The organism is Enterococcus sp. AZ177, from assembly GCF_050544585.1.
In the GTDB taxonomy this organism is placed as follows: domain Bacteria; phylum Bacillota; class Bacilli; order Lactobacillales; family Enterococcaceae; genus Enterococcus_L; species Enterococcus_L plantarum.
In genome coordinates, this window is the sequence record NZ_CP172944.1 from 2,763,052 (window position 1) to 2,787,023 (window position 23,972).

General features: G+C 37.0%; 19 protein-coding genes. 4 read left to right on the forward strand and 15 right to left on the reverse strand.

Annotated features, from left to right (window positions below; genetic code table 11):
• Positions 1–33: 33 nt before the first annotated feature.
• A complete protein-coding gene (locus IGJ34_RS13660) occupies positions 34–576 on the forward strand; it encodes a hypothetical protein (RefSeq protein WP_430597659.1) in 543 nt (180 codons plus the stop codon).
• Here the strand turns inward: IGJ34_RS13660 and IGJ34_RS13665 are convergent.
• The 7 genes from IGJ34_RS13665 to IGJ34_RS13695 form a co-directional block, all read right to left on the reverse strand.
• Positions 571–1,890, reverse strand: coding sequence for an amidohydrolase (locus IGJ34_RS13665; RefSeq protein ID WP_430597660.1), 1,320 nt, complete (start codon positions 1,888–1,890; stop codon positions 571–573). The two genes, IGJ34_RS13660 and IGJ34_RS13665, sit on opposite strands and share 6 nt — an antisense overlap.
• Positions 1,874–3,658, reverse strand: coding sequence for an adenine deaminase (locus IGJ34_RS13670; protein WP_206849319.1), 1,785 nt, complete (start codon positions 3,656–3,658; stop codon positions 1,874–1,876). Before IGJ34_RS13670 ends, IGJ34_RS13665 begins: the two co-directional genes overlap by 17 nt.
• Positions 3,634–4,698 (reverse strand): ABC transporter substrate-binding protein, encoded by a 1,065-nt coding sequence (locus IGJ34_RS13675; RefSeq protein WP_430597661.1) that lies wholly within the window; start codon positions 4,696–4,698, stop codon positions 3,634–3,636. The genes IGJ34_RS13670 and IGJ34_RS13675 overlap by 25 nt, the downstream gene beginning before the upstream one ends.
• Positions 4,699–4,725: 27 nt before the next feature.
• Positions 4,726–5,766, reverse strand: coding sequence for an ABC transporter ATP-binding protein (locus IGJ34_RS13680; protein WP_206837817.1), 1,041 nt, complete (start codon positions 5,764–5,766; stop codon positions 4,726–4,728).
• A gap of 57 nt (positions 5,767–5,823) precedes the next feature.
• The gene (locus tag IGJ34_RS13685) at positions 5,824–6,603 is read right to left on the reverse strand and encodes an ABC transporter permease (RefSeq protein ID WP_069655075.1); all 780 of its coding nucleotides are present in this window, start codon (positions 6,601–6,603) and stop codon (positions 5,824–5,826) included.
• Positions 6,596–7,432, reverse strand: coding sequence for an ABC transporter permease (locus IGJ34_RS13690; protein WP_430597662.1), 837 nt, complete (start codon positions 7,430–7,432; stop codon positions 6,596–6,598). The genes IGJ34_RS13685 and IGJ34_RS13690 overlap by 8 nt, the downstream gene beginning before the upstream one ends.
• Before the next feature lie 204 nt (positions 7,433–7,636).
• Positions 7,637–8,023 carry a YbgA family protein gene (locus tag IGJ34_RS13695; RefSeq protein ID WP_430597663.1) on the reverse strand — a complete coding sequence of 129 codons (387 nt, stop codon included), beginning with the start codon at positions 8,021–8,023 and terminating at the stop codon, positions 7,637–7,639.
• Positions 8,024–8,211: 188 nt separating this feature from the next.
• Between IGJ34_RS13695 and IGJ34_RS13700 the strand changes: the two genes are divergently transcribed.
• Entirely contained in the window at positions 8,212–9,681 is a 1,470-nt protein-coding gene (locus tag IGJ34_RS13700; protein ID WP_430597664.1) for a peptide MFS transporter, read from the forward strand.
• A 55-nt stretch (positions 9,682–9,736) separates the two neighbouring features.
• On the opposite strand, the gene IGJ34_RS13705 is transcribed toward IGJ34_RS13700, so the two are convergent.
• The 5 genes from IGJ34_RS13705 to IGJ34_RS13725 all read right to left on the reverse strand — a co-directional run bounded on the left by IGJ34_RS13705 (position 9,737) and on the right by IGJ34_RS13725 (position 17,448).
• Positions 9,737–10,900, reverse strand: coding sequence for a cation:proton antiporter (locus IGJ34_RS13705; RefSeq protein ID WP_069655072.1), 1,164 nt, complete (start codon positions 10,898–10,900; stop codon positions 9,737–9,739).
• Positions 10,901–11,043: 143 nt separating this feature from the next.
• Positions 11,044–11,607 (reverse strand): elongation factor P, encoded by a 564-nt coding sequence (gene efp / locus IGJ34_RS13710; protein WP_069655071.1) that lies wholly within the window; start codon positions 11,605–11,607, stop codon positions 11,044–11,046.
• Between the two features lie 281 nt (positions 11,608–11,888).
• Positions 11,889–15,881, reverse strand: a complete 3,993-nt coding sequence (locus IGJ34_RS13715; protein ID WP_430597665.1) for an MSCRAMM family protein — start codon at positions 15,879–15,881, stop codon at positions 11,889–11,891.
• A 238-nt stretch (positions 15,882–16,119) separates the two neighbouring features.
• Complete coding sequence (locus tag IGJ34_RS13720; RefSeq protein ID WP_167351528.1) at positions 16,120–16,281, reverse strand: hypothetical protein; 162 nt, start codon at positions 16,279–16,281, stop codon at positions 16,120–16,122.
• A gap of 24 nt (positions 16,282–16,305) precedes the next feature.
• Positions 16,306–17,448, reverse strand: coding sequence for an ankyrin repeat domain-containing protein (locus IGJ34_RS13725; protein WP_430597666.1), 1,143 nt, complete (start codon positions 17,446–17,448; stop codon positions 16,306–16,308).
• Between the two features lie 614 nt (positions 17,449–18,062).
• On the opposite strand from IGJ34_RS13725, the gene IGJ34_RS13730 reads away from it, so the two are divergent.
• Positions 18,063–19,739, forward strand: a complete 1,677-nt coding sequence (locus tag IGJ34_RS13730) for a PucR family transcriptional regulator (RefSeq protein WP_430597667.1) — start codon at positions 18,063–18,065, stop codon at positions 19,737–19,739.
• A gap of 159 nt (positions 19,740–19,898) precedes the next feature.
• Here IGJ34_RS13730 and fabZ read toward each other — a convergent pair whose 3' ends face one another.
• Together fabZ and fabF are read right to left on the reverse strand one after the other, a co-directional pair.
• Complete coding sequence (gene fabZ, locus IGJ34_RS13735) at positions 19,899–20,333, reverse strand: 3-hydroxyacyl-ACP dehydratase FabZ (protein WP_010762460.1); 435 nt, start codon at positions 20,331–20,333, stop codon at positions 19,899–19,901.
• A gap of 2 nt (positions 20,334–20,335) precedes the next feature.
• Positions 20,336–21,574 carry a beta-ketoacyl-ACP synthase II gene (gene fabF, locus IGJ34_RS13740; RefSeq protein WP_069655067.1) on the reverse strand — a complete coding sequence of 413 codons (1,239 nt, stop codon included), beginning with the start codon at positions 21,572–21,574 and terminating at the stop codon, positions 20,336–20,338.
• A gap of 303 nt (positions 21,575–21,877) precedes the next feature.
• Here fabF and fabI point away from each other — a divergent pair, with 303 nt between their 5' ends.
• Positions 21,878–22,630: an enoyl-ACP reductase FabI gene (fabI, locus tag IGJ34_RS13745; RefSeq protein WP_206837803.1), complete on the forward strand. Its 753-nt coding sequence runs from the start codon at positions 21,878–21,880 to the stop codon at positions 22,628–22,630.
• 136 nt (positions 22,631–22,766) lie between these two features.
• On the opposite strand, the gene IGJ34_RS13750 is transcribed toward fabI, so the two are convergent.
• Positions 22,767–23,861, reverse strand: coding sequence for an acyltransferase family protein (locus tag IGJ34_RS13750; protein WP_430597668.1), 1,095 nt, complete (start codon positions 23,859–23,861; stop codon positions 22,767–22,769).
• Between the last annotated feature and the right edge of the window lie 111 nt (positions 23,862–23,972).

The following is a 23,972-nucleotide window of genomic DNA, read 5'->3' on the forward strand; positions in this document are numbered from 1 at the left end:
TTGTCAAGAACATGCAAGGAGGCAGTAAGAAATATGAAAAAACAGATAATAATTGGTTTGGGATTGTTTGTATTATTAGCCGGATGCGCAAATGGCAAAATGAAAGAAGTTGCCAGTAGTTCAACTGAAGAAAACAATCAGAGCAACAGTTCGATTACTCAAACGACATCACCGCATACAAGTAATTCTACACTATCTACAACTAGAAACTCATCAGAAGCGTGGAGTTCAAAAGAAACGTCAACATCTGGCGGAGACAAAGAATATTCATATGAAGTATCGTTGGATAGAATAAAAGCAGTGGATGTTTTTACACGAAATGGAATGAATATTCCTCAGATGATCGAATTGTCATTTAAAGAGGCTCCTCAAGGAATAGCTGCCTTTATCATTAAGGGATCAGAACGAGATTCTGTGACAAGCTATGAACTTTCTTATCAGCTAATTGCCACAAAAACAATCCGTGTTTTTTCAGCAGAAACGAATGAAATACGGACTGTACATGTAAATACAGAGTTAGTAATGGGGGAGTTACTTTCCGGTGATCAAGGTCGCGATATGTCCGGTAATCTATAATTTTTTGGCTTCTACAACGAAGTTTGCCATTTCATGATACAATGTTTCTTTGATTTCTTTCAATCCTTGTTCAACCATTTTTTTCTCACTGACTAATTTTCGCCCATTGACCCAAACCGAATTCACGTTACTGGCATTAGCGGAATATACAATTGCTGAATAGGGATCAAAAATTGGAAACATATTTACAGAGTCCGTTTCGATCAACGTTAAATCTGCTTTTTTTCCGATTTCTATGGAACCTACTTGATCTGCTATCCCTAATGTCTCAGCTCCACCTAACGTTGCCAGTCGAACAATTTCTTTGGCAGGAAAAAGTGCGCGATCCTGATTATGCGTCTTATGCATATTAGCAAACAGACGCATTTGACTAAACAAATCTAGGGTATTGCCACTACTAGGCCCATCTGTCCCTAGACCTACAACAATATTTTTTTCGAGCATTTTTTTAATAGGTGCTACCCCTTTTGCTGACTTTGTATTCGCACCGATGCAATGTGCGACGCGGGCTTTGCCGTTTGAACTAGCAATGATTTCTAAATCCTTTTCAGTCGCAAAGATACAATGAGCTAAAATAAAATCACGTTCAAAATACCCTAATGTTTGTAGAAATTCTATTGGTGTTTGTTTATATTTTTCTTGAAATTCTGCCATTTCATAAGTCATTTCAGCCACATGCATCGTGATTGGTGCATTATATTTTTCACTAAGTTCAACGATTTTTTTTAATATCTCTGGATTGTTAGTGTTCGGCGCATGTGGTGCAATAATCGGTGTTACTAATGGATCATTCTGCCAGTTTTTTAAAAACGTTTCGCAGTATTCATAGCCACCAGAGGGACTCTGGCTGTCGCAAGTCGGCATATCTATGATTGTTTCACCAACGAGTGCTCTGATCTCCATTTTTTTACAGCTTTCAGCTACTTCATTTTCAAAATAGTACATATCACAAAACGTCGTCACACCACTCAGCAACATTTCTGCAATCGCATAATTACTACTGGCTCTTACTAATTTTTTTGTCATATGTTGTTCTAAAGGAAATAAAAATCGGCGGAGTCGATCCGGTACATCGTCTCCTAATGAACGAAACGGAATCATGCCTGCATGGGTATGCGTATTGATCAAACCAGGAATCAACAGTCCATTTTTGCCATCAATCACTTGGTCAACTTGAATAGTGATTGAGTCAAGTTCTGAACGAGAGCCGATTTTAGTAATCCGCTCCTCTTCGATCAGTACAAAACCATTTTTAACTTCTGAAAAATCGTGATCCATTGAAAGAATATGAACATCTTTAATGAGTGTCTTCATTCAACAACACTCCATCTTCTGGGAAAATCAAAGGGTAAAATTCTTGTGTTTTTGTATTCATCATTCCCCTATCTGTTACTTTGATTGCCGGAGAGACGGGCAGAGATAATGTTGAGAAAGACATAATCTCATTCATGTTTTTGTATCCCAAAGCTTGCATGCTTGCTCGGACTTCTTGCAAGTCTCCGCCTAGTTCTTCAATTGGGGCTTGGGAAAGAATTCCACCGATAGGCAGAGGGCATTTCCCAGTGATTTCTCCATCTGCAACCACGATATAACCGCCTTGAATCGTGATCAATTCATTTTGTGCTAGCACGATATCTTCTAACGTATTTCCCATAACCATCACATTATGATGATCATGCGCCCAAGTCGTCGCAATTGCCCCTTTTTCACTGATTGGTTTATCCATCAATGAAATTGATATATTGCCATTTTTGCCATATCTTTCCATCACGATCAACAAAGCACAGTCTGCTTCTTGCCATTGTAAAATTCCATCTTTCACTGGAATTTCTTTTGTGATTCGCTCAGTAAACGTTCCGACTTCTTGCTTTTGAATCACGTTACAGCGAACACTCTCTTTATCAGTTGCTACTTTAATTACTAAATCAGCGACCGTGAGCGGTTTGCAATGGACAGATTTTTTGTACTCAGCTGGAAATACCTCCGTCACCTCAGGATAGTCGATTCCCGTTCCTTTTTCATACACTTTTTTTCCTGATTTATAAACAGCCTCAAACGAAAACTCTTCTAAATCATTTATTAAAATAAAATCAGCTGTACGACCTGGTGCAATTTCTCCACGATCATGAAACCCCATACGTCTAGCTGGTGTGTATGTTGTCATATAGATAGCTTTTTCAAGTGGCAAACCGGCTTTTACGGCTTTCTTCAAGTTCTCATTCAAATGGCCATGAAGCAAATCATCTGCCATTACGTCATCTGTGATAATACTGGCATACTCATAAAACTCATTTTCTATAATCACTTGCATATTTTCAGACGTGATCGATTTATTTTGGAATTGGATAAAAACACCGGCTTCAATTTTTTCTTTTAAGGATTCTGGAAACTGATGCGTATGATCTGAGGTAATACCACTATATAAAAAGGCTGCCAGCTCTTCTTCGTAAATCTTAGGACAATGACCTTCTAAGGGCATTGTTGGTCGCTCTTTTTTACATAAATCAATAATTTGTCGAATCAAGGATTCTGGCTCATACGCAATCCCCTTAAAATTCATCGCTTCACCTAAACAAACAATCTTAGGATTTTTTAACAGTTCTGCCACTTCAGCTAGTCCAATGATGCCACCTGTCGTTTCTAATTCTGGTGTAGTCGAAGGCACAGAAGAAGGAATCGCATGGAAAATATCAAGCTCTGTTTCAGCCTTCATAAATTCCTCTAACCCCTCTAAACCAAAGACATTTGCCATCTCATGCGCATCTGCCACAACTGTGGTGACCCCATGACGTAATACTGCTTTTGAAAAGATGGTTGGTGTCGTCATTGAACTTTCAATGTGCATGTGGGCATCAATCAAGCCGGGAATCATATATTGATTCTCGGCTTTGATGATTGTTTCCGGCATTAAGTGAGCCATCTCTGTAATACTGATGTAATGAAATTTTCCGTCTTTAATAGAGACATTTTTTTTGATAAAAGACTGTGTTGCTGTTTGGAAAACCCAAACATCTTGAATGATTATATCTACGTTCATACTTATCGCCCTTCTCGCGTTTATTGATTCATTGTACGGTTCCATTGATCGACCCAATCAGACAGGTTGTCATTGATAAATGAGAAATCAACTGTTTTTGCTCGATCAGCGACTTTACCGTAAGTTTTATTGCTCGCTTGTTTTTCATCAAGAACCACTTTACTATTGGTCGGACCTTCATTTAATGACACTGCTTTTGTTTTTTGCGATTCTTCGCTGATTCGTTCATTAACAAATGTATAGGCTAATTCTTTATTTTTAGAGCTTTTCGGTATGTTGATCGTGTTGAAATTTGCGTACGTACCACTTTCAGGGACAACGTATGTTGCCTCTTTTGAAGCACCTTGAATGATATCGACAGCAAAATCAGCGACAACAGCGACGTCAATCTCACCTGATTGGAACATATTTGCAAGATCTGATGATTTTGAATACGTCTTAACCACATTTGGTTTTAGCTCTTTCATTGCATTAAAAGCTGCTTTGCCTTTATCGGTAGTAATATCAATACCTGCATGGTCACTAGCAATGTATAACATTAATGGTCCTGCTGTTGTAGAAATATCCGGAACTGAAATTTTCCTTTTTAGGTCAGACGACCATAAATCATCCCAGCTAGTAATTTCTTTGCCGACTTTTTCTTTGTTGTAAACAATCCCCACACTATTGACGGCGATCGGGATACCTGCTCCACTTTCGTAGACTTCTTTCGCTCCAGCAGTTAAATCTTTGATGTTTGGTACTTCTTTTTCTGTTACCTTTTCAAAGAGGCCTTCCTTTTCGCCTTGTGTGGCATTGGCTTGCGCTAATTCGATCACATCGATTCCAGCATTGGGATTATTCAATAATTTTGTATAACGATCTGCGCTGTTTCCGACTTCTAAGGTTACTTTAGCATCGTTTGTTTTTTCGAAAGGAGCAATAACATCTTTTTTTACAATATCTTCACTTAATCCAAAGGTAGATACAACTAATGCCTTGTTGCCTGATTTGCTTTCTTGTTTAGTATTCGCTTCGCTATTCCCACAAGCTGCCATTAATAAAGTTACTGTTGCTAAAGCACCGATCATTAGTTTCTTATTCATTCTATTTATTCCCCTTTGTCTTATCGTTTATTTATCTAAAATAACTAATTTATCCGCTGGAAAAGCTAAATTGATTGTGTCCCCTGTTTCATAAATCTGTTCACTTGTTCCATTGACTAATAGTTTGCCAAGTGGTGTTGTTACTTCATATTGATAACTTTTCCCTAAAAAGGTTCTAACAAGAATATTTCCTTCGATTGAGGTTTGCGTTGTTGTTGCGACAATCTCAATATCTTCTGGGCGAATCGTTGCAACAGTCTCCGTTGCCGTTGGCTGCGGGTTTGTGGTAGTAAACACTTGACCATTCTCGCTTTCATAGTGCCCTTCAGCATTTTTCGTTACGTTAAAGAAGTTTTCAAAGCCAATAAATTGTGCAACGAATTTTGTTTTGGGTAAACGGTAGATCCTCTCAGGTGAATCATATTGCTCAATCACACCATTATTCATGATTGCAACCTTATCTGAAATAGAAAAACATTCTTCTTGATCGTGGGTCACAAATACTGTTGTTATGCCTAATTGTTGCTGGATTCGTTTGATTTCGATTCGCATCGCTACTCTTAACTTTGCATCTAAATTACTTAACGGTTCATCTAACAATAATAATTTTGGTTCAATAATCAACGCACGCGCTAAAGCGACACGTTGCCTTTGTCCACCTGAAAGTTGTTTTGGATAACGATCACCAAGGTTTTCTAATCCACAAACTTCTAGCATTTTTTCGACTTTTTCTTTTGTGCTCGCTTTCGATTCTTTTCTTAATTTCAGGCCAAACGCAACGTTCTCTGCAATCGTCAAATGCGGAAATAGTGCATAACTCTGAAATACCATACCAAAATTTCTTTTATGAACCGGTACTTTCGTCAAATCGTCCTCATCTAACTTAAAAGAGCCGTCGTTTGGTTTGATCAATCCTGCAATCACTCGAAGTGTTGTTGTTTTCCCACAGCCACTTGGACCTAGAAGAGAAACTAATTCCCCTTTTTCCATGGAAATGCTTAAATCTTTTAATATATCCTGTTTGCCGTCATAGCTCACACGAATCTCTTTTAAATCAACAAAAGTCAAAATTTTCTCCTCTTTCTACCTATTAAGTTCAAACTCTGTAATTGCGTTCTCTTTTATTTACGCAATCGAAGCTAATCCTAATGTTTTTTCGATCAAAAACATTAATCCCATCGTCAATAACATCAACATTACTGAAATGGCAGAAACCGTTGGATCATAATTGTATTCCATATAGCTAAGTAAAGATGTCGGCAACATCGTAACTCCTGGTCCTGATAAAAACATCGATACTGGCACATTATTAAATGAATTAACAAATGCTAACATAAATGCTGCAAATATTCCTGAAGAGACGTTCGGCAAAACAATTTGGACAAAGGCTCTAGTTTTCGTACAGCCTAATGTCCACGCAACTTCTTCCATCGAATAGTCCAACTGCTCCATGCTTGAACCAACTACTCGAATAATATACGGTAAACTAATCAGAAAATGTCCAATCAGTAAGCCTTGGAAAATCGGCAAACCTAATTTGATTACAATATATTGAAACAAAGTATACCCCACAACGATTCCTGGAATCACTGTTGGGGATAAAAAGAAGCTTTTTATAAAGTTTCGTCCTCTTACTGAATACCGTGCTAATGCATAAGAAGCTGGAATCCCAACAACCAATGCCAAAACAGTCGCTAGCACACCAATGATCAAACTTAATTTAAAACTGCTCATAAATGTATCTGACTGCAACGCTTTTGCGTACCAATCCAGTGTAAATCCTTTAATCGGAAACTGAATTGCTGCGGCTGTTCCAAAAGACGTCACAACAATCAAGCAAAGTGGTAAGAATAAAAATAAGAATACTAGGATCGCAATCAGCGTCATCCCTTTTTGTTTACGCATTGTTTGCCTCTCTCCTATCAACTTTTTTAGCAACCAGATCTAATCCCTTCATGACGATCAAGGTTACACCGATCATGATCAAGGCCAAAACACTTGCTGCTTTCCAATCTCCCAAAGTATTGGCTTTTTGATATAGAAATGTCGACATCATCATCTTCTGATTTCCACCTAATAATTGCGGTGTTGTATAAGCTGTCAATGTCCCAGTAAAAACTAAGATACTTCCAACAATCGTCCCGGGAATAGAAAGTGGCAGCACGACTTTTCGGAAAGCAGTAAACGGGCTTGCACCTAGCGTTTCAGCAGCTTCCAGCATTTCCCCTTCGATATTTTCCACAACACCTACTAGGGTCATGATCATTGTTGGTAGGAAAAGATAAACAGAGCCAATGATAATAGCAAATTCTGTATAAAGTAAGTTTAATGGCTGATCAATCAAACCTGTTTTTAACAACAATGAATTGACCACACCTGTTTTCCCTAAGATATTGATCCAAGCAAAACTACGAATAACAGAATTGGTCAACAACGGAAATAAGGTCATTGCCATTAAAATGCCACGCCATTTTTTACTAACACCAGCGATGTAATACGCCGTTGGGATTCCAAGTAGAATTGAAATCAGCGTAACGATCAATGATACTCTAATTGTGCGCCAAAAGATCGACAGATTATATTCGTCTTTAAAAAAATCGAGGTAGTTGCTTACTGTCACCCCATGATCTGTAAAAATAGTTGGTAAAATACTTGTAACCAAAGGAATCATTAAGAAAAATAGCAATAAAATCATCCCAGGTGCTACAATAAAATACGGAACATTCTTGTTCATCTATACACTCCTCGTTCGTTTTTCCACTGATTCAGTATACTCATTTTTCAAACTAATTTCAATATGTTTTTTGATTTTACACAATAAACATTCGGGTATTAAACGAAAACTTTATTTATACATAAAAAAAAGACAAATCCATACTTATATAACGAACTTAAAACTAAAATCCGCTATTTGGATTGCCTTTTTCTTATTCTTTCGTTAGTTCTCTTCTTTAGGGAAGAGGAGAGCAGACTGCAATAGATATGGTTCTTGATATTTTAGCGTCAATTCTCTTAGGAATAGAGATAATGCATCTTGATCTACCGAAAAATTTACGCTCAACACTTCATACTGTTGCCGTTCTGTCTCTGTTGCTTGTTTTTTAAAATATCCCCAAACATGTTGATAGGCATTTAGAAGATTGCCTTTTTTGTTTGGTTCAGCTAATGCATGCTTCAGATAACCTCGAAATGCTTGTTCTTTTGCTTCGTCCCACCCATCATCTGCAAATAATTTCCGGATTGCTCTATAATCTGGTTGAGATTTTGACAAAATTAAATATTTAAGTGAGCTCCATTCTTGCTGTCGTTGCGCTATTCTCTTCAAAAAGCATCTTCCTTTCTATCATTACATGAAAACAAAATGAATATAAATACAATTTTTCTTATACTTTATTCATGAAAATTTACGATTTCTAAAAGAGTTACAGTATACAATGTACTCTGTATAGTTTTTTCTGAAACATTAGGTTAAATAAATTTTCTGAATATTAAAAAGAATTGAGGTTATTATTTATGGACGAGCAGCAGTTGGACAAGTCATTTTTAGGTCAACCAAAGGGACTGTCCACACTCTTTTTCACTGAGATGTGGGAAAGATTTAGTTACTATGGTATGCGAGCAATTCTACTGTATTACATTTATGATACGGTTGCAAATGGTGGTTTAGGTTTACCAAAAGAAACTGCTTTGGCAATTATGTCGATTTATGGATCGCTAGTATTCATGTCCAGTATTGTTGGTGGTTGGATTTCTGACCGAGTGTTAGGTGCTAGAAAGACCGTTTTCTTCGGTGGCGTATTTATCATGGTTGGTCATATCGTTCTAGCTACACCGTTTGGCATTGCGGCATTATTTCTCTCTATCCTACTTATTGTAATTGGTACAGGGATGTTGAAACCGAATGTCTCAGGTATGGTCGGTCATCTTTATTCAAAAACAGATACACGTCGTGATGCTGGTTTTTCTATTTTTTATATGGGAATCAACATCGGCGCATTGCTGGCACCCTTCATTGTTGGGACTTTGGGCCAAACGTATAACTATCATGTTGGGTTCTCTGTCGCCGCGTTCGGTATGTTTTTTGGTTTACTGCAATATTATTTACAAGGGAAAAAATCATTAGACGGAATCGGCTTAAAACCAACCAATCCGATTGGGACAGCAGAACGCAAAACGTTCCTACGTTCGTCATTGATCGCGCTTGTTTTTGTCATCGTACTTTTTGGCGGTGCCTTTACTACAGGGCATTTAACCATTGGTTTCTTCATCAATAGTGTGAGTGTGCTGGGTATTTTATTGCCGGTATATTATTTCATCAAGATGCTTACTTCAAAAAATGTAACAGCAGAGGAAAGACCGAAAGTACTTGGCTACATCCCATTATTTTTAGCAGGGATCGTCTTTTGGTCATTAGAAGAACAAGGCTCTTCAATTTTAGCATTATTTGCAAGTGAACGGACAAATGATACATTGTTTGGTTTTTCGATTGCTCCTAGTTGGTTTCAATCCTTAAATCCGATTTTCGTTGTTGTTTTAACTCCGGTATTTGTAACTTTATGGACAAAATTAGGGAAAAAACAACCTTCAACTGTCGTAAAATTTTCATTGGGCTTAGTTTTTGCTGGTTTATCTTTTGTACTTTTAATGCTCCCTGGATTACTTTACGGGACGGATACAAGAGTTAGTCCTTTGTGGTTATTTTTTAGTTTCTTCATTATGATCGTAGGTGAGATGTGTATTTCACCAGTTGGACTATCGATTACAACAAAACTTGCTCCAAAAGCTTTTGAGTCACAAACCGTTGCAATTTGGCTATTGGCAGATGCCGCATCGCAAGCTATCAACGCTCAAATCGCACGTTTTTATACACCTCAAACAGAGTCTGTCTATTTCGGTATTGTCGGTATTGTCGCTGTAATTGCGGGTATTTTACTGATTCTTTCTAAGAATCCAATCAAGAAATTAATGGGTTCCATCCATTAATAAAAACAGTTTCCACCAAAGCTAAATGGAATATGCTTTGGTGGAAACTGTTTTTCTAATAATGAAGTTGTTTTTCTTGTTTCATAATTGTCGCCTTCAACAACAATGGTGCAATGATCGTCGTAGCTATAATGACAATGATCACAGATGAATAGTATTCCTCTGAAAGAAAGCTTGAGGTCAATCCTACTTGGGCAATAATCAATGCCATTTCACCTCTGGACACCATTCCAGAGCCGATAATCAGTGTTGAAACACCTTTAAATCCAGTTACACGAGCGCCTAAAGCGCCCCCTAAGAGTTTCGATAACACTGCCACAACCGTTAAAACAATGATGAAAAGAAAATGCTTTGACATACCCGCAAAGGTCATATTCAACCCAATAGAAACAAAGAACATCGGTATAAATACGGTATAGCCAATCGTCTCTAATTTCTCATCTACTTGCTTGCGATAATCGGTCTGAGCAATTGCTACCCCTGCGAAAAAGGCCCCAATTATTGCCCCCATATCTAACATCTCTGCAAAATAGGCAAATCCTAAACAAATGACTAAGGAAATGGCAGAAACAGCTTCAATTGCAATCAACTTTTTGCTCAAATTCAACAGCCAAGGTACGAGCCATTTACTAGCCGCAAAAATAACAACAAAGAAGAAGACTTTCAATAGCAACACTTCCCACATCGGTAAACTTCCTCCCGGTGTAGAACGATTCATCAGGCTTAACATGATTCCTAAAATCAAAACGACAACGATATCGTCGACAACAGCGGCGCCAAGAATCGTCGCCCCCTCTTCGCTATCTATCTTTTTCAAATCTTTTAGCACTTGAACAGAAATACTAACAGACGTAGCACTAAAAAGAACCCCTAGAAAAATCGAATTCTGAACGGAAAACTGAAACATTTCCCCAACACCAAACCCCATTGCCGCAGGAAATACGATTCCCAAAAGCGCGACTGATAAGGCTGGCCGCCAGTATTTTTTCAATAATTCCAAGTCACTTTCTAACCCTGCAATAAACATTAAGATAATAACACCGATCTCTGAAAAATAATGCATAAAATCATCTGGCTTGATCCAACCTAATAAGGCAGGCCCAATCAAAATACCGACTAACAATTCTCCAATCACCGAAGGAATTCCCACTCGATTACAAAAATGTCCCGCAAGTTTTGTAAATAATAAGACCAGACACAACGTTAATAAAAACCCCATATTTCTCTCCCTTTCTATTTATAAAACGATATAACTTATTGTACCATGCCTACTAAATTTGGTAGGCTGAAACGATTCTTCCACTATAAACACAATAAAAAACTGACAGATCAATTGCCCTTCTGTCAGCCATTTCATTTACCTTATTTTGAAGCGCGTTTTAGATACGTACCTTCTTGTGTATTAATTTCTAATGATTCGTCTGCTTCGATAAAATCAGGAACGTTAACCACTAGTCCAGTTTCCATAATTGCAGGTTTACCTGAACCAGAAACTGTTGCGCCTTTGATTGATGGTTGTGTTTCTTTTACTTTTAAAACAACCGTTGTCGGCAATGTCACACCAATTACTTCTGATCCGTAAAACTGGATTTTCACTTCCATGTTTTCTAAAAGATATTTCAATTCTTCTTCGATCACAGAAGTTGGGATTTCGTATTGTTCATACGTTTCTAAATCCATGAAGTTAGCTGTATCATCTTGGCTGTATAGGTATTGAACTGGTTTGCTTTCGATAAACGCTTTTTTCACTTTATCATCTGGGCGCATCGTTGTATCCGTTGTAGCACCAGTGCGAACGTCTTTCAATTTCATACGCATAACCGTATTTCCTTTACCAGGTTTGTGGTGGCTAGCATCCATTACACGGATCAATTTACCGTCTTGCTCAAAAGTCATGCCTGCTTTAAGATCACTTACTGCTATCATGTTGTTTTCTCCTCTTTCTTTAAGGTTCGACTATCTCATTTACATTGATCTTGTCGAAACGCTAATATAGTATCCACTATGCCTAAATCGCTTTGCAACTAGGAGATGGATGCTTCTTAAAAAAATTCTTCTCAATCATTGTAGCAGATTACTAGCGGATATTCTAGAGAATACGTTGTTTGGATTCATTTTTTTTGAGAGTAAATGACATCGTGTCAGTTTTTAACCATAAAAGAGCAGAGACTGGTCTCCACTCTTGAATTTACTATTACATTTCATCTTTAGTCATTCAGCATATCATTGCGATACCTTCTATACATTTGTTTTGAGAACATTCGCAACAATAGGAGAAATATTACCGTGTAGCCTAAGTAAATAAAATAGGTCAGTTTCTGTTCGCCTGTGACAGGTAGCATGCCATTTCTGTTGGTCATGCCCCTTCCTGTTTGCTGAATTGTAGAAGGTTCGATTATTTTTTCTCCTTTTCTAGCGTTTTCTTTTGTCACTTGAACTGTTTTTGAAGCCTCTGTGATGTCAAAAGAAACAGGTTCCACGTCCAATTCATACCCAATCGGTGCAGTGGTTTCTATAAACTGATAGCCGCCTAATGGTAAATTTGTTAACAGCAATTTGCCTTCTTCATTCGTCCTTAAATCACTTTGAACAACGGTACCATCTGTTTTTTCCAATCGGAAGGTTGCTCCTGATAAAGCTTGTTTTGTCATACTATCGATTTTCGTCAACTCTACTGATCCAAGAATCACTATCGGAACAAGAATTGGCGTATTTTCTTTGGTTACTTTTACGATGGTTGCATCTGTTAATTCAATATTGATTGGTGTAGAGTCTAATTCATAGCCCAGTGGCGCTTCCGTTTCTACAAATTTGTAGTTTCCTAAGGGTACATTTTTTAGCCGTATTTTTCCTCCAGCATCCGTTGTCATACTTTTTTCAATTATTCCACCATCTGCTTGTTCAAAACGGAATTTGGCTCCAGCTAATGCTTGTTTGGTTACACTGTCTAATTTCGTTAATTCGATTGTTCCTAAAATCGGAAGATCTGAATCAACCCCCATATTAATCGTGTGGGAAACGGTATCTGGTGCTAGAGTAACCGTCGCTATCCCATCTTTATTATTCGTTGGATCAAGCGTTACATCTGTTGCTATCCGCTCTTCACTACTTTGTGAGTATTCAGAGATGATATCTCCTTCTTTTGTCTTGATTCGGATCGTGTAATCGCCTCTGGAAGGAACAGGTGAAAAATCATATTCTCCCTGACTATTCGTCCATTGTTTCGCAATCGGTTCTGTTACTCCCTCTTGTTCCAACTCTACTTCATACCCTACTAAAAAGGGCTCATCTGACTCTTTTTGACTATTCTCATTTTTGTCTCGATAAACTGAACCTTTAACCGAATAGGCTGTTACTGGAATTTCTGAACCTCGTGATTCAATCCAGTTGGTATCATTCGTTGTTATCGTAAATGTATTAACCATCTTATCCTCGTGTTTGATTGCTTTATCAATCGGTACTTTGACTGGAAAAGTAAATTCTGACTCCTGATTTTTTTCCAGAACGCCATTGGTTAATTCGATTTTAATCATCGTGACTTTATTATAGTCAATCTTCTCTCCTTGTTGTATCCATCCTTTTTGTTGATTTTCTGCCATTAGATGCGATGGTTTATCATATGAATAATAGACCGTATATCCCTCTGGTCCTTCTACTTCTCCATCTAACAAACCACCCAAATCCGAGCCTCTTGGAACATACTTTCCATCTTTGTCTACCACAGTACTGAGGTCTCCAACATGAGGTAAAACATTGATTCCAGTTACATTGCTAACATCATTATTGCTGTAATTGATGATGGATATCTTTTGATTAAATCGTTCCCCTTGATCAACGAAATCGGTTTTGCCGTGAACAAACCCTTGTTGCTCATTGACCTTTGCAGCTACATCTACAAATACACTGCTTGGTGCAATTAGACTGATTGGTTTTGAATAGACGAACATCTCATTTCTTTCAGTTGCATCACTAAGAAGTTGATACGGATCCACGTTAGATAGCTTATACGCTTCTTGATTTCCCGCTCTCGACATTGTTATACCATTCTCTCCATTATTCTCATAGGTCAGATACGATTCAATAAAATGACTACCATAACTTGCAGAATTATTGAATTGTAAGTGTAGTTTTGATTGATGTGGGGCGAATATCTTTGCAAAGTCTGCTAATCTCCATTTTGTCTTTGGCTCGATAATGATGGCCGTCTTGCCACTATTCATAAAATTTTGCTTTTCAGTGTACGTTACATTCGTTGCATCATGAGTGAATTCTATTAACTCTATCCCTCTAGGAAGCATGATAAGCAATTTAGGATTAATTAATTTAGGATTGGTAGTATTTTTAATACCATGCCAAAATGTCATCTCAAATTTTTCACCGAAAAAGACCATTGATTTATTTGGTAGGTCTAAAAATCTGATATCATTCACAGCTTTTTCAGTAGAAACAGAACTAGTTGAAGTATCCTTCCCTTTATCTCCATTCTGGTCAGTGTAGTAAACATTCCCAACATTATACGCTGAATGGGACATCTCTGATAAATTTTCGCTTAAATATTCCCAATACTCTGAACTTCTTTTCGCAGAAAAATTTAATACAACTTCATCAGTTAAATCGTTTAGTTCTACCGTATTATCAAATTCAATATAAAATGAAACAAACGGCTTCGGATCTTTTAAACTAAACGCTGTAGAACCTAAATCTTCAGCAATCAAAGTAGATTCCCCAGTTTCTGTGATCCCGTACACTTTATTTTTATCTGTATTTGTCGGATTCCCTTTTTTACTTAACCAAATTTCCGTAAGAGTAAACGGTGAAACTTCCGCCACTTTGGTCGGTACATCTTCGATCTTACTTAAAAACATTTTACCCTTTTCTTCGTTGTACTTAGCACGTATGCCACCACTTATTTCTTTATCTTGGTTTTCCTCTACGTAATATTTAGCGTTTTGGTCTTTCCAATCCATGAATTTTACACCAGTATCACCAACTTGTCTGGAGAAGAACTTTCTTTCTTCTATTGCGCTGGCCTTCTCTAAGTTTGTTTCAATTTCCCCGTTTATGTTCAATACGTTAACACTACCAGTAAATCTAACAGGGTAGTCTAGTGTATTTGTATAAACATCCTGATACCTCACTTTAAATGTACTGCTTATATTGATGCTTGATCTCAGCATCCTACTAATTGAATGGCTCGATTCATCATATGCCCATGCTACATTATTGTCTTCCGCCTTAAATATAACGTTCTTTGTTAGCTTAATTTCAACTAAAGAATCACCTGCGTCGTTAGCACTATCTCCTACAACTTGGAATGGTACTTCATCGATAAAGTCCGAGCTAATTAAATGATCCGCGTCAACAAATTCATTGGGAACTTGTCTATTATTTTGGTTAAAATATTCCTTACCAAATACAATCTTTCTATTCGATGTTCTTGCTTCTAGGTCAAGAGAATTTTCTTTTAATACTTCTCCATTTTGACCGTAAAGAGTTTGAGTAAGAGGAACTTTGGTTCCATAATATAATCGATCAGAAAGAAACTTCACTCTAAAAGGAATCGCTATATCCATCCCCGTTCGAACATTGTCTATCGTAATATCTAAATATATATTTTCACTGTCACCTGAAAGTTCACTGGTCACTGGAAAGGTTAATCCATCTGAAACTACTCCAAAATACGCAAAATGTTGTTTTGACAAGGCTATTCTAAATTTCACTTGATTGGACGGGAAAGTGCCACTAGAAATCACTAGTTTAGAATACAAAGCAATTTCTTCTCCGGCCTGATAATCTAATTTAGGCGTTCCGTCTGCGTTATTTAGATTTGGATAAACATCTGTTACTAGTTCATAAGTTTGATCTCTAAGAATCTCTTCGTTTTCAATAACCGCCGTCACTTCTTCTTCAATGCCATTATCTGCCAATCGTTGACTCTCTTCACTAGCAATTGTTTCTTGTTCTGGAATATCAAGGATTTGTTTTTCCGAGATTTCAGTTTCCTTTATTTCTTCTTTCCTATTTGTAGATGTATCTATCTCTTCCAATTTCTCATCGTTTTCAATAACCTCTTCTTTAACTGAACTTGCAACAGTTTCTTCTGCATACGCAACAGCTATATACCTGAACATACCAATTACATCTATTGCTTGAACCAACACAAGTAATAGAACCAACACCTTAATTATTTTTTTCTTCATAAATAATCTCCTTATCTTAAAGTTATAAATATATTGTATCACAATTTAATTTCTTTTGTATTTTTTTACATTTTTTCTATTTAACAGGATGTTGTTTTGAACGCAGGATATTTCATAGCATCTAATGAACTAGAAAAGCTGTGTTCCAACAAATGGACACAGCTTTTCTAGTTCATTCAATTCTTAACACACAATCAACGATTTCTCTTTGACCGCTTCAATTCTTTTTTTTGACTTGCTATCGTTGATTGAAAGGTTTTACCTTCTCTTCGTCAAACGAAATTAAGGTTAACATTATCGGATGGGCATCATTAACATAAAAAGCTGAAAAGAACAACGAAACTGCCCCTCTTTCATTCTCTTGGTCTATATCAATTGTTTGTTTTTCTACTGATGCCATTGACTTTCCTACCAATACATTTCTTTAGTTTTTTACCAACTGAATTGATTGTGCACGGTGTTCTGAAAATAATGGGTTTCCTGGATCGATTTGAATCGCCCTTTCCATTGCTTCAATAGCTTCTTGATGTCGGCTCAAACTCCGCAGACTATTGGCCTTATGAAAATAAAAATCAACTCGTTCAGGGTAGTCGGCTAACAAGTCATCCATTAGTTGAACAGCGTCTTCATGATGCCCTAATTCTCTTAAAAAATTAGATTTATGATAGCGATAAAAGAAACTTCGATCCGTTTCTATTGCTTGATCATATACTTGTAATGCTTGTTCTATCGCCCCCATCATCCGATAACTATTGCTTACATAAAAAGCAAATTGGTCGTCTTTTGACCAGCCTTTTTTATAATACTCAAGCGCTTTGGGATAGTCTTTTGCTCGTTGATACGTATAGCCTAAATAATATAATACCTTTAGATTTGATTGGTCTAATGTTTTTAATACTGTTAGAGCTTTTGTCAGTTCATCACTCCGCAAATAATTTCGGATCTTAGTAAAATTTTTCTCTGATGTTTCCTCTTTATCTAGAATAGCCATCAGCTCATCTTGACCGACTTCAATTGCATAATCAAGAGCATTTTTACCAGTAGCATCAACTTGAGAGCTATCAGCCTGATGCTGAACGAGTTCCCTGATTACATCTTGATACAAGAAACCGCCATTGCCTAAAATCACCGCTTCTAATAACGCTGACCATCCTAGACGATTCACATGATTCACTGGTACTCCTGCATTCAAACACAACTGAACTGTTTTTAAATAGCCTTTTTCACTAGAGGGTAACAGAGCAGTTCCGCCAAAACGATTAACTGAAGCTAAATCGGCAGCTCCTGTTTTAAGAATCTCACGAACAATTTCATCAAATCCATTCGCAGCAGCACAGATAAACGGTGTTAGTTGCGTGTTGTCTCGCTGATTTACATCTGCTCCAAAAGCTAATAATTCTTTGACCATTGAACGTTCGTTCTGTTGTACCGCAATCATCAAAAGTGAGCGGCCTGTTTTATCAGTCAAAGAAATATCCAAGCCTTCGTTCAACAACTGAAAAACTTGTTTTTTATCATTGTTCTCTACAGCTTTTAGCAACGCTTGATTGGTTTTTATGGTGTCCATAACTTTGCTCCTCTTTATTTTTTATAGTTATTCGCTAACGGTCACGATTGCTTTTTCAACAGCCGACATTGGTGGAGGGTGATTCCTGCTTCTTTATGAGCAGTAGCTGTATTGATTGGCCATGCTTTTGAAGGACCGACAAACCACCGCTGGGCACAAAATCCAATACTTCCCTCATTTTTGCAATCGAATGACTCGTTTGACTAATAGATAAAGCTGATGTTTAGATCAATAGTTTCGTCTTTACATTATTTTGATTTACACAATCATCACCCAACGAATTTGGATACATTGTCTAACCCCTCTACCACTATCCTATATAGTCCTCCCTTTTCATAAAATGAAGTTGATCGCCAAATTAATCCTACTGTGAATTTCTCCTTTCTATTTTTTTGAATCTTAGCCAAGAATTTTCGCTATTTTGACAGGGATTTTCATGTACAACCCCCTCACTTCCTTATTCATTTCAACTTCTTTATACTCTATAATCTACACTAAGAGAGCCTTCTCATAAACGGATAAAACAGCTAAATATTTCCTTTTCGATTTGTATACTTTAACTAATTAACGTATAGTTAAAGGAATGAAATCATACATTAGAAAGAGGGGATAGTATGTTAACAGTCAATCATTTTCTACAGCTTGCTCCGTTTAAAACGTTCAAATTAGTCGCTGGTGCGAATGGTCTTGAAAATGACATTACTGGCGTCAATATTTTAGATAATCCAAATGCTTCTGATTGGTTGTCCGCTGGGGAATTATTAATTACTTCTGGCTATTTTTTTAGTGAAAATACCGAAATTCAAAAACGTTTTATCCAACGGTTTAAAGAAATCAATTGTTCGGCAATTTGCATCAAACCACATATTTATTTAAAGGGCATCCCGCAATCTATGCGTGATTTAGCCAACGAATTAGCCTTACCGATCATCGAAATTCCTTACGGGATTGCCTTTTCAAAAATCATGAATATCGTTATGGGTGAAATCTCTGGTCGTATGAATGAACGAAATCAAGCCTCTTTAGCTATTCATTCACAATTCTTTGAGATTTCACTACATGGTGGTGGGATGAAGAAAATTGCTGCTAGCTTGGCCAAGATGGTGCAAAATCCTATAGTGCTAATTGACAGTGACTGGTCAGTCATCGCTTGTAATGATAATAAACATCCCTTAATCCAAGAAACGATCAAAAAGATTGGAAATACCTTTACATTTCCAATTGAATTTTTTACTGATTTACCCACTAATTTTGAACGCATAAAAAAGCCGATTACTCGCCCATTATTTTTTGCCGAAAAAGAATATCCCTGTGTAATCGTGCCGGTTTATTTCGATACGGTTCATTATGGTTTTATTCTGGTCGTTCAAATAGAAAGGCCGCTGATTGATTTTGATTATATTGCTTTAGAAAATGGCTCGATGGCATTTGCGTTAGAGCAAATACGTCTATTTGAAATTGAACGGACGGAAAATCGTATTCGCCGTGATTTTTTCGATCACTTATTATCTGGTCAAATCAAGGACCTGGATGCTTTAGCTACCTATGACACGCCAATTGATCCTACCTTAAATTATACGGTTTTGATTCTGTCTCTTCAGAAATCAGGAATACAAACGGACTCTCTGATGAAAAAAAAGCAAGCTGAGGATCGCATCATGAAAAGCTTATTGTCCTCATTGACAAGCTATACAGCAAATCGATTTCCACATCTTCATTTATTCAGCCGTAAAAATCAGTTGGTTCTACTTTTAGGAACAGATCCTAAATCGAGTGCAGTCAAAACGCATAATGAATTATCCGATACAGCTGAGCGAATTCGGATGTATTTAGAACAGCAGGGACCAGCTGAACGTGAATTTTTTTGCACAATCGGCTCAACTCTACCGATCCTAGAACTAGATCAAAGTTTTGAGGAAGCAAAAAAAGTCATCCAGTTATTAGAAAATGACTCAAAAGAAGAAAAAATCTATTTTTTTGATGACGTTTATTTTGATTCTTTTCTAGTTGATTCGATTTCAAAAGAGCAAGGAAAAAAGTTCTATACTCATTACTTAGACACGTTATTGACCTATGATTTAGAAAATAAAACGAATTTCACCCTAACTTTAAAAGCCTATTTAGCACATCACTTGAATATCGCAACAACATCCAGAGCCCTATTTATTCATCGAAATACATTGCTTTATCGGATTAAAAAGATCAAAATGCTGTTACCTGTAGCATTGGATCAGGAGAAAAATACGTTTGCATTGCAATTAGCACTCAACTTATATGATTTACATCACTGAACATTCTGACAAAAAAGGGTATGATACAAAAGTAACAATCACTTTTGTATCATACCCTAAATGCGAATAAACGGTGGGAGCAGAAGCAATCCCTTTTTATTTCTCGGGATTAAACGCTTCTGTCTTAGCCTATTTTTACGCTATTCAATTCATTTATCATTATCTGCCTACAATAAAGGTCAATTCACATTCACACACTTTTTTATCTTCAACAAAAGCAGTTGCTTTCCCAATACCTACATAATCTCTAATCTTAACGATTTCAAAATGTAATTTCAATACATCTCCAGGAACAACTTTTTGACGGAATTTCGCTTTGTTGATTCCTCCGATATAGGCTGTTTCCCCTTTAAATTGATCCATTTTCAAAATTAAAATCGATCCAACTTGTGCTAAAGCTTCAATAATCAAAACACCTGGCATTGTTGGGTTTCCAGGAAAGTGTCCTTGGAAAAATTCTTCGTTGATCGTTACATTTTTTGTGGCAATGATTTTTTTATCTGTAATAATCTCATCCACATAGTCGATAAAGCAAATTGGGTAACGGTTTGGAATCATTTCCATAATTTCTGTTGCGTTCATTAATCTTGTCATTGTTAGTTTTCCTCCCATTTTTTCATACAAATAACACCATTGTGACCACCGAAACCAAACGAATTGCTGATCGCATATTCTGCTTGTACGGGGCGTGAACCGTCTGTTACATAATCTAAATCACATTCTGGATCTGCTACTTTATACCCTACAGTAGGATGCGCTAGACCTTCTTGTAAAGTCTTCACACAAGCAATTGCTTCGATTCCTCCAGCGGCTCCCAAAAGGTGACCTGTCATGCTTTTCGTGCTTGAAATCGGAATAGCATGTGCACGTTCGCCAAACACTCGCTTCAAGGCTGCCGTCTCGGCTGCATCATTGGCTGGTGTTGATGTCCCATGTGCATTGACATAGCCTACAGCTGAGGCATCAATTGCCGCTTCTGCTAAGGCTAATTCGATAGCATCTGCTGCTCCGCTACCATCTTTCAATGGTGCCGTCATATGACTAGCATCGCAATTGCTGCCATATCCTACGATTTCACCTAAGATTGTCGCCCCTCGTTTTTGAGCGTGTTCCAATTCTTCTAGCATCAGCATCCCGGCACCTTCACCCATCACAAAACCATGTCTCTCTTTGTCGAATGGAATCGAAGCTCTCGTTGGATCTTCCGTTGTATTCAAAGCGCTTAGAGCAGCAAAACCAGCAATACCGATTTCACAGATCGTTGCTTCTGTTCCACCTGTGATCATCATATCAGCCAAACCGTATTTGATCGTGCGGAATGCTTCTCCAATTGCATTTGTCGCGGATGCACAAGCCGTTACGATTGTTTGAGAAGGACCCTTTGCCCCTAATTTGATTGAAATATTTCCTGAAGCCATATTTGCGATCACCATTGGTACAAAGAAAGGTGTGACACGTTTAGCTCCTTTTTTATCCATAACTCTGACTTGATCTTGTAAGGTTGTCATGCCACCAATTCCACTACCCACAATCACACCAAAACGTTTTGGATCAATTGATTCTTTCGTCAGACCACTCATATTCCAAGCTTCCATTGCAGCAACTAAACCATATTGCGAAAATAAATCCATTCTCTTTTGTTCTTTACGATCAAGAACCTCACTTGGATCAAAGTCTTTCACTTCACCTGCAAGTGCTACACCTGTATCTTCAGAATCAAATTTAGTAATCTTAGCGATTCCTAATTTTCCATTGACTAAATTTTGCCAATACTCTTTTACCGTATTTCCTAAAGGAGTCACTGCTCCCATTCCTGTTATTACAACTCGTTTCATTGTGCACCTCCACCATTGTTTTGACTATCAAATTAAAAAAAACTAGCATAAACAACACTTTTTTGTTTAAATTTAAGTAAAATAGTTTGACTTTCAAAGTATTTTAGTTAATAATTCAGACATCCGATAAAATGTCTGTATTGGTGTTGTTTATTCGTTCGAGAATTTTTTTATCATTCTCAACACAGATAATACCAGTTGCACTTTTATCCGTCAACTTAAATAAAGTCAGATAGTTAGATTTTTTTAAGATGTGAGACCTTTTTCACACACTAAAAATAATTTTAAAAGGGGAAAAACCATATGTTTCTAAAAAATAAAAAAGTCGTCGTAATGGGCGTAGCAAACAAAAGAAGTATCGCTTGGGGATGTGCTAAAGCACTAAAAGAACAAGGTGCTGATATTATTTACACATACCAAAACGAACGCATGAAAAAACAATTGCTAAAATTAGCTGAACCAACAGATTTACTTGTTGAATGTGACGTTGCTTCTGATGAATCAATTGCACAAGCTTTCCAAACGATTCAAGAAAAAGTTGATAAGATCGATGGGCTAGTTCATGCTATTGCTTTTGCTAACAAAGAAGAATTAGATGGCAATGTAAGTGATATCAGCCGTTCTGGTTTCTTGTTAGCCCAAGATATCAGCAGCTACTCACTTTTAGCTGTTGCACATCATGCGAAACCAATGTTAAATCCTGGTTCCGGGATTGTTACAATGACTTATTTAGGTTCTGAAAGAGCCATCCCGAACTATAACATGATGGGAATCGCTAAAGCTTCTTTAGAGACTGCCGTAAAATATTTAGCTTATGAATTTGCAGCAGACAAGATCCGTGTGAATGGCATCTCAGCTGGCGCTATCAAAACTCTTGCAGTAACTGGTGTGAAAGATTATGACCAATTGATCAAGATTTCCGAAGGTCGTACACCAGATAAAGCCGGTGTTACGATTGAAGAAGTGGGGAATACATGTGCCTTTTTAGTCAGCGAATTGGCTGCTGGTATTGTCGGGGACATTATTTATGTAGACAAAGGGGTTCATCTTACTTAAAAACCGAGGAACAAAGATAACAATGTTTACTTCCCAGAAAGTAAGAAGGAATTCATAACCACTTTTTCTTCAAAGTGATTATGAATTCCAGCTTCTTTCCGATGGGATTACTTCTGTATCCGCACCTCTCCGCGTTTCATATAAACTTTTCTAAATAGGAACGATTGACTTGCAGCATAAGCTTTAAATCAAAATAGTAATAAGGTAATTGTTGAACCAATGAAATCACGAGTGAACTCAATAAATGCGTTGTAATAAGCGTTACAGTTAGCTGTAACCACGTATTGCCAAAAAATGCATAACTATTTACTAAAGTGGCAGTCCACAAAATACATAATGGATGAATGAAGAAATAATACTTTCCTAACGCTCTTAATCGTTTTACGTCAATTCTTTCATCTACATTTATAGACAAACTCCAACAAAATAGACAACTAGTAAACGGAATCAACATCCACATAAAATTTTTATCGATTCCTACATTAGCATAAACCACACTACCTTCAATTACTAACAATGTTCCCAACCCAACTAAAAGTGTAATCAGATACTTATGGAAGCGAATGAATTTTTCTTGATAATCCCATAAGAAAAAACCTACTGCTACAAAAACTAATGCGAAAAATAAACCATTACGAGTGGTAAGGAATAAACGCAAATACTGATCAACAAACTTTTTCAGCTGTTCATTTTCTATATAAGCATAATAAGTTTCCAATGAACCAAATCCGTATGCTACCCCCGAAAAAACAAATAAAACGATATAGCCCACTTTTTCAAGTAACCACTGAACGAAAATAATACCAAAAATCATAGCTGGAATATACCATAGATGATAATACATTCCTGTATAAAAGACTCCTACTATCAATGCAATTGGGTAGAGCATTGGACTGAGAGAATGATTTTGTTGGACCCACGTAAAGCCAACTGGCAAATAAATCAGACTCCAAAATAAATAAGATTTCGCCAACGATTTGATATATTGTTTTATATAATCTGATGATTGAGTTTGTCCTCTTCTAACAAAGTAGCTGGTAGAAATCAAAAAATAAGGAACAGCAACTCGACATAAGACATTTTTGAATAAATGATTGATTGCTGGATCTTGAAAAATTCTTTCACAATGAAAACAAATCACTAAAATTGCTGCTACATATTTAACTACATCAAGCCCACCAGTACTCATTTGTTTTTCTTTAACCGACCTACCAATAGTACCCAACTCCATAACACCCACTACCTCCTATGGCGATTCTTTCATTTTAATTATAACAAAGTCTATTTTATAATTTATCAGCACTAAGACTGATTTTTTCATACTGCTAAAGGTTCGATAGTT

Excerpts from the sequence above, each read along its gene's own strand:
- IGJ34_RS13670 (WP_206849319.1), bottom strand. The coding sequence starts at position 3,658 with ATGGAACCGTACAATGAATCAATAAACGCGAGAAGGGCGATAAGTATG.
- IGJ34_RS13750 (WP_430597668.1), bottom strand. The coding sequence starts at position 23,861 with ATGGAGTTGGGTACTATTGGTAGGTCGGTTAAAGAAAAACAAATGAGT.
- IGJ34_RS13725 (WP_430597666.1), bottom strand. The coding sequence starts at position 17,448 with ATGGACACCATAAAAACCAATCAAGCGTTGCTAAAAGCTGTAGAGAAC.
- efp (WP_069655071.1), bottom strand. The coding sequence starts at position 11,607 with ATGATAGCAGTAAGTGATCTTAAAGCAGGCATGACTTTTGAGCAAGAC.
- IGJ34_RS13690 (WP_430597662.1), bottom strand. The coding sequence starts at position 7,432 with ATGAACAAGAATGTTCCGTATTTTATTGTAGCACCTGGGATGATTTTA.
- IGJ34_RS13700 (WP_430597664.1), top strand. The coding sequence starts at position 8,212 with ATGGACGAGCAGCAGTTGGACAAGTCATTTTTAGGTCAACCAAAGGGA.
- fabF (WP_069655067.1), bottom strand. The coding sequence starts at position 21,574 with ATGAAACGAGTTGTAATAACAGGAATGGGAGCAGTGACTCCTTTAGGA.
- IGJ34_RS13665 (WP_430597660.1), bottom strand. The coding sequence starts at position 1,890 with ATGAAGACACTCATTAAAGATGTTCATATTCTTTCAATGGATCACGAT.
- IGJ34_RS13660 (WP_430597659.1), top strand. The coding sequence starts at position 34 with ATGAAAAAACAGATAATAATTGGTTTGGGATTGTTTGTATTATTAGCC.
- fabI (WP_206837803.1), top strand. The coding sequence starts at position 21,878 with ATGTTTCTAAAAAATAAAAAAGTCGTCGTAATGGGCGTAGCAAACAAA.
- IGJ34_RS13685 (WP_069655075.1), bottom strand. The coding sequence starts at position 6,603 with ATGCGTAAACAAAAAGGGATGACGCTGATTGCGATCCTAGTATTCTTA.
- IGJ34_RS13705 (WP_069655072.1), bottom strand. The coding sequence starts at position 10,900 with ATGGGGTTTTTATTAACGTTGTGTCTGGTCTTATTATTTACAAAACTT.
- IGJ34_RS13720 (WP_167351528.1), bottom strand. The coding sequence starts at position 16,281 with ATGGCATCAGTAGAAAAACAAACAATTGATATAGACCAAGAGAATGAA.
- IGJ34_RS13675 (WP_430597661.1), bottom strand. The coding sequence starts at position 4,698 with ATGAATAAGAAACTAATGATCGGTGCTTTAGCAACAGTAACTTTATTA.
- IGJ34_RS13715 (WP_430597665.1), bottom strand. The coding sequence starts at position 15,881 with ATGAAGAAAAAAATAATTAAGGTGTTGGTTCTATTACTTGTGTTGGTT.
- fabZ (WP_010762460.1), bottom strand. The coding sequence starts at position 20,333 with ATGACAAGATTAATGAACGCAACAGAAATTATGGAAATGATTCCAAAC.
- IGJ34_RS13730 (WP_430597667.1), top strand. The coding sequence starts at position 18,063 with ATGTTAACAGTCAATCATTTTCTACAGCTTGCTCCGTTTAAAACGTTC.